The sequence below is a fragment of the Mesorhizobium sp. M0119 genome (genome assembly GCF_040322615.1).
GTDB lineage: Bacteria > Pseudomonadota > Alphaproteobacteria > Rhizobiales > Rhizobiaceae > Mesorhizobium.
Genome location: NZ_JAMYTU010000088.1, coordinates 1 through 3,791 on the forward strand (window position 1 = coordinate 1; position 3,791 = coordinate 3,791).

Annotated in this window: 3 protein-coding genes and 3 pseudogenes; 5 read left to right on the forward strand and 1 reads right to left on the reverse strand. The window is 57.1% G+C overall.

What is annotated here, in order from left to right; translation table 11 throughout:
- From NKJ40_RS31515 to NKJ40_RS31530, 4 genes and pseudogenes are all read left to right on the forward strand, one after another.
- Positions 1–547 (forward strand): transketolase family protein (locus NKJ40_RS31515; protein WP_352469353.1); only part of this gene is annotated, 547 nt, incomplete at its 5' end.
- Between the two features lie 106 nt (positions 548–653).
- Positions 654–940: pseudogene (locus tag NKJ40_RS31520) on the forward strand (transposase); the annotation flags it as partial.
- Positions 941–1,011: 71 nt separating this feature from the next.
- Positions 1,012–1,167 (forward strand): annotated as a pseudogene (locus tag NKJ40_RS31525) (ATP-binding protein); the annotation flags it as partial.
- Between the two features lie 266 nt (positions 1,168–1,433).
- The gene (locus NKJ40_RS31530) at positions 1,434–1,790 is read left to right on the forward strand and encodes a hypothetical protein (RefSeq protein ID WP_352453730.1); all 357 of its coding nucleotides are present in this window, start codon (positions 1,434–1,436) and stop codon (positions 1,788–1,790) included.
- 138 nt (positions 1,791–1,928) lie between these two features.
- On the opposite strand, the gene NKJ40_RS31535 is transcribed toward NKJ40_RS31530, so the two are convergent.
- Positions 1,929–2,897 carry a glycosyltransferase family 10 domain-containing protein gene (locus NKJ40_RS31535; RefSeq protein ID WP_352469354.1) on the reverse strand — a complete coding sequence of 323 codons (969 nt, stop codon included), beginning with the start codon at positions 2,895–2,897 and terminating at the stop codon, positions 1,929–1,931.
- A gap of 535 nt (positions 2,898–3,432) precedes the next feature.
- Here NKJ40_RS31535 and NKJ40_RS31540 point away from each other — a divergent pair.
- Positions 3,433–3,791, forward strand: a pseudogene (locus NKJ40_RS31540) (integrase); the annotation flags it as partial.

Consider the following 3,791-nt stretch of genomic DNA (forward strand, 5'->3'; position numbering starts at 1 on the left):
GAACCTGACGATCATCGACCCTTGCGACGCGCTCGACATCGAACAGGCCACGGAGGCGATCGCGGACTACAACGGGCCGGTCTACATGCGGCTTTCGCGCGGTAAGGTTCCTGTCGTGCTCGACGAAGACGACTATACATTTGAAATCGGCAAGGCGCGAATGCTGCGCGAGGGCGCGGACGTATTGTTCATTTCCAGCGGCCTGATGACCATGCGCGCGCTGGAGGCCGCGAAGGCGCTTGAAGCCGACAGGATCGGCTGCGCCGTTCTGCACGTTCCGACGATCAAACCTCTGGATACGGAGGCGATACTCGCTGCCGCGCGCCGTTCGGGACGGCTGGTGGTGGCGGCGGAGAACCACACCATCATTGGTGGCCTTGGCGAAGGCGTTGCCGCGCTGCTGATGCGCGAGAGAGTGACCCCAGTCTTTCGCCAGATCGCCCTGCCCGACGAGTTCCTCGACGCTGGCGCGCTGCCGACGCTTCACGATCGCTACGGGATCTCAACTTCCGAGCTCGTGCGCCGCGTCCGCATTTGGAGCGAATGAGAAGTAAGAGCTCTCCCCACACAACAGTTGAGTCATCGACCTTGACCTTGCCCCTCTTATCTAATCCGGTTTGAAGTTCGTTCTGGCCCATCGAGAGGACCAGGACATGAAACGTAGCCGCTTCTCTGAAGAGCAGATCATCGGAATTTTGAAGGAACATGAGGCCGGGGTATCGGTTGCCGATCTGTGCCGCAAGCACGGGGTCAGCGACGCCTCGATTTACAACTGGAAGGCCCGCTTCGGCGGGATGGATGTCTGCGAGGCTCGGCGACTGAAGGCTCTGGAGGACGAGAACACGCGGCTGAAGCGGCTTCTGGCCGACGCCATGCTCGACAATGCCGCGTTGAAGGATCTTGTGGGAAAGAAATGGTGACGCCCGCGGCCAAGCGGAAACCTTTCCAGCGACCAGATCGATCAACTTCAACGCCGACTGCAACGGACCAGGCGATCAAGGAAAGGTGCATCATGAAGCATTCGCGGAGCCGACAATAGCCGACGCCATTCTCGACCGGATCATCCACAACGCCCATCGCATCACCCTCGAAGGCGACAGCATGAGAAAGCAAAAAACACCGTCGCCCTTGACCGGCGCCGAAAACGGCGAAATCAATCACAAATGACTTCAACCAGGCAACCGAGCGCCGACCCCATCCTGCTGTCCGCGAATTAGTGAAACTGCTGTCCGCGATTTAGCGGAACGACTGTCCCGTTTTTGCGAAATACGCACGTCCGACGCAGCTTGCGTTGACAGAGGCGGTTTTACGCGCAGTTGCAATAGCACTTCCGCCGGCCTATTTTTGTGGAGTTCAATTGTGGTTCGGCCAAGGGCGCTTTGGGCGCCGGACCGGCCCCGTGTAAACCTCATTAAAGAGAGACGAACCCTGCCATGGAAGAATTCTTATCGCGCATCGCCACTGGTGCCGGCATCGGCCCGGCTCTCGCAGAGAAGGCCGTTGGGTTAATGCTGGGTTTCCTGCAACGCCACGCGGCCGACGGTCCCGTTGCGCGCATGATCGCGGCCATTCCCGGAGCTTCGGAATTAGTGGCGAAGTATCATGGCAACGACCCAGAGGGCGGAGGCGGCCTCATGGGGCTCGGCCAGCAATTGATGAGTGAGGGTCTCAGCATTCTAAAGATCGCCGCCATCGCCAACGAGACGATCGCCTTCGCCAAGGAACATGCCGGCGACGAACTCGTGGACGAGGTCCTCAATTCCGTTCCTGGCCTTCCCCAGTTCGTCTGATCAGCGGCAGCCGGGGGCGCATGACCTCGTGCGCCCGTGCCGGCCCGTCTGCGCAGGTAGGCATTCTCCGCCGAGCGCTCCGTACCGATCTCGCCAGACCACCAACCGCCGGGCACGCGAAGCGAGCGTTGGAGTACTTCATTCGTCTGTCCCAAAATCGACCGCAGGCGAACCGATGTGTATAACTTCCGGCGGTAAGGGTTTATCGTGAACGCTTTCGATGAAGCCCGCGAGATAAGCAAACGTATTGTATTTCTCAAGAACCAACCGCTTCGCCTCTTGTATTGCGCCGCGACGCTCCTTCCAGAGGTCCGAGTCGATGATTTCTTGAATTTTTTGGATTACGTTCTTGTCCTCTGGGTCAATCAGAACCATTGAGTCGGAAGGGAAGAACCTCGTGATTGCCGGGCTGCCGTAATAGATCGGCATTGTTTCAGCAACGAAGCAGTCCATAAGCTTCTCTGTAAAATAGTAATCAGCACGAGTATTCTCGAAAGCTATACTGTAACGGTACGGTGCGAGTGCGTCCCATTTATCTCCAATCAGCCGAAAACCTCGGCCGAACAGGTCAAAATCGAGCTCCTCTCTCAGCCGTTCCAGAAACGCCAGCCGATATCGATGCCCTTTAAGCAGGGCGATGTTACTGGTAATCCATGAGAGCCGAAGCGGCTTGCCCACGACTTCGCTGACCAGAAGTTGGTCATATGTCTTTGTTACAGACCAAGACCGAGTGATAGGTGGAGACAAAACGAATCGGCGCTCTGCATTCTGCCGAGCAGCCAGCTCTGCGTCAGACGTCAGGACGATGGTATTTTTCCCCTGCCCTTCATGAAATGCGCGATGAGCTTTCGTCGGCGGTTCGCCGATTGCAAAAATTGTCCTGTTTGGACTCGCCTCGATATCAACAGGGAGCCCAAAAATAGAAGCAGAGTTAAAGACAATATGCCAATCGGGCGCGAAGGATGTCCTGCGTACAAAAGCGACATTGTTCCAGATTCCACTGCCCTTTGGAGTGAGATGGTGGATTGCATCATCCAAAACGCCCCAAGAATCCAGACATGTAGCAACAATGGGCGCCGGACGTTCCGTCAACAATTTGGTCGACAAAGCAGTTCCACCCCATTCACTTCCGTTGGACCGGGAGCAACTCGTGCATCGGGCGCAAGACCTCTCTGCGCCTGAAATAGCTCGCGATCCTGATCGGTATCAAACACACGATTCTGTGCGACTTCGCGATTCTGTGCGACTTCGCGCCATTCGACAACTCATCTCTAAGACCGCGGGAATCCCTTCACTCGTGAAGGTACTCAATCGCCATTTCGGATTGCGGTAAGATTGGGCAGCATAAACCTTCCGGGACCCGCTGTCGAGGCAATTGTCGCTTTGCACCTAACCAGGTTCTTCCTCACTTTGTGTGGTGATCAGGCCGGTTGAGTGGCAGCATGCGTGCCCTCTAAAATATGGAAGTTGACTACATTCTTATTATTAATCGGGATATACGAGCAGTTTAGAGGCGGCTCGCCTCACAGGCGACCTTTTGCAGCGGCGACGGCAGATCGAGATATTGGCGGGTTGATGCCGGGGCTTTGTCCGAAATCTGTGGTCCGATTTCGGACGAAGTGACGGTCAAGATGTCCGAAATATGCTACGAATTTCGGACAAGCTTCACACACAAAGCGCCGCGGCTTTGCCCGACATCATCGATATCGTCATGCAGATGGGCGATGCCGACCTAGCCTCGCCCCCTCCCCTTCCAGCCATCGCCAATCCCAGCCCGCCTGCGCATCTTGAGGCGCTCGCCGGCCGCGCGCGCGATTATATCGAGGCCGCGAGTTCGGCCAACACGCGCCGCGCCTACGCAGCCGACTGGAAACATTTTTCGAGCTGGTGCCGGCGCCAAGGCATAGAGATGTTCCCGCCCGATCCTCAGGTCGTCGGGCTCTATATCGCCGCCTGCGCGTCAGGTACGGCCACTGGCGACAAAAAGCCCAACACCGTTTC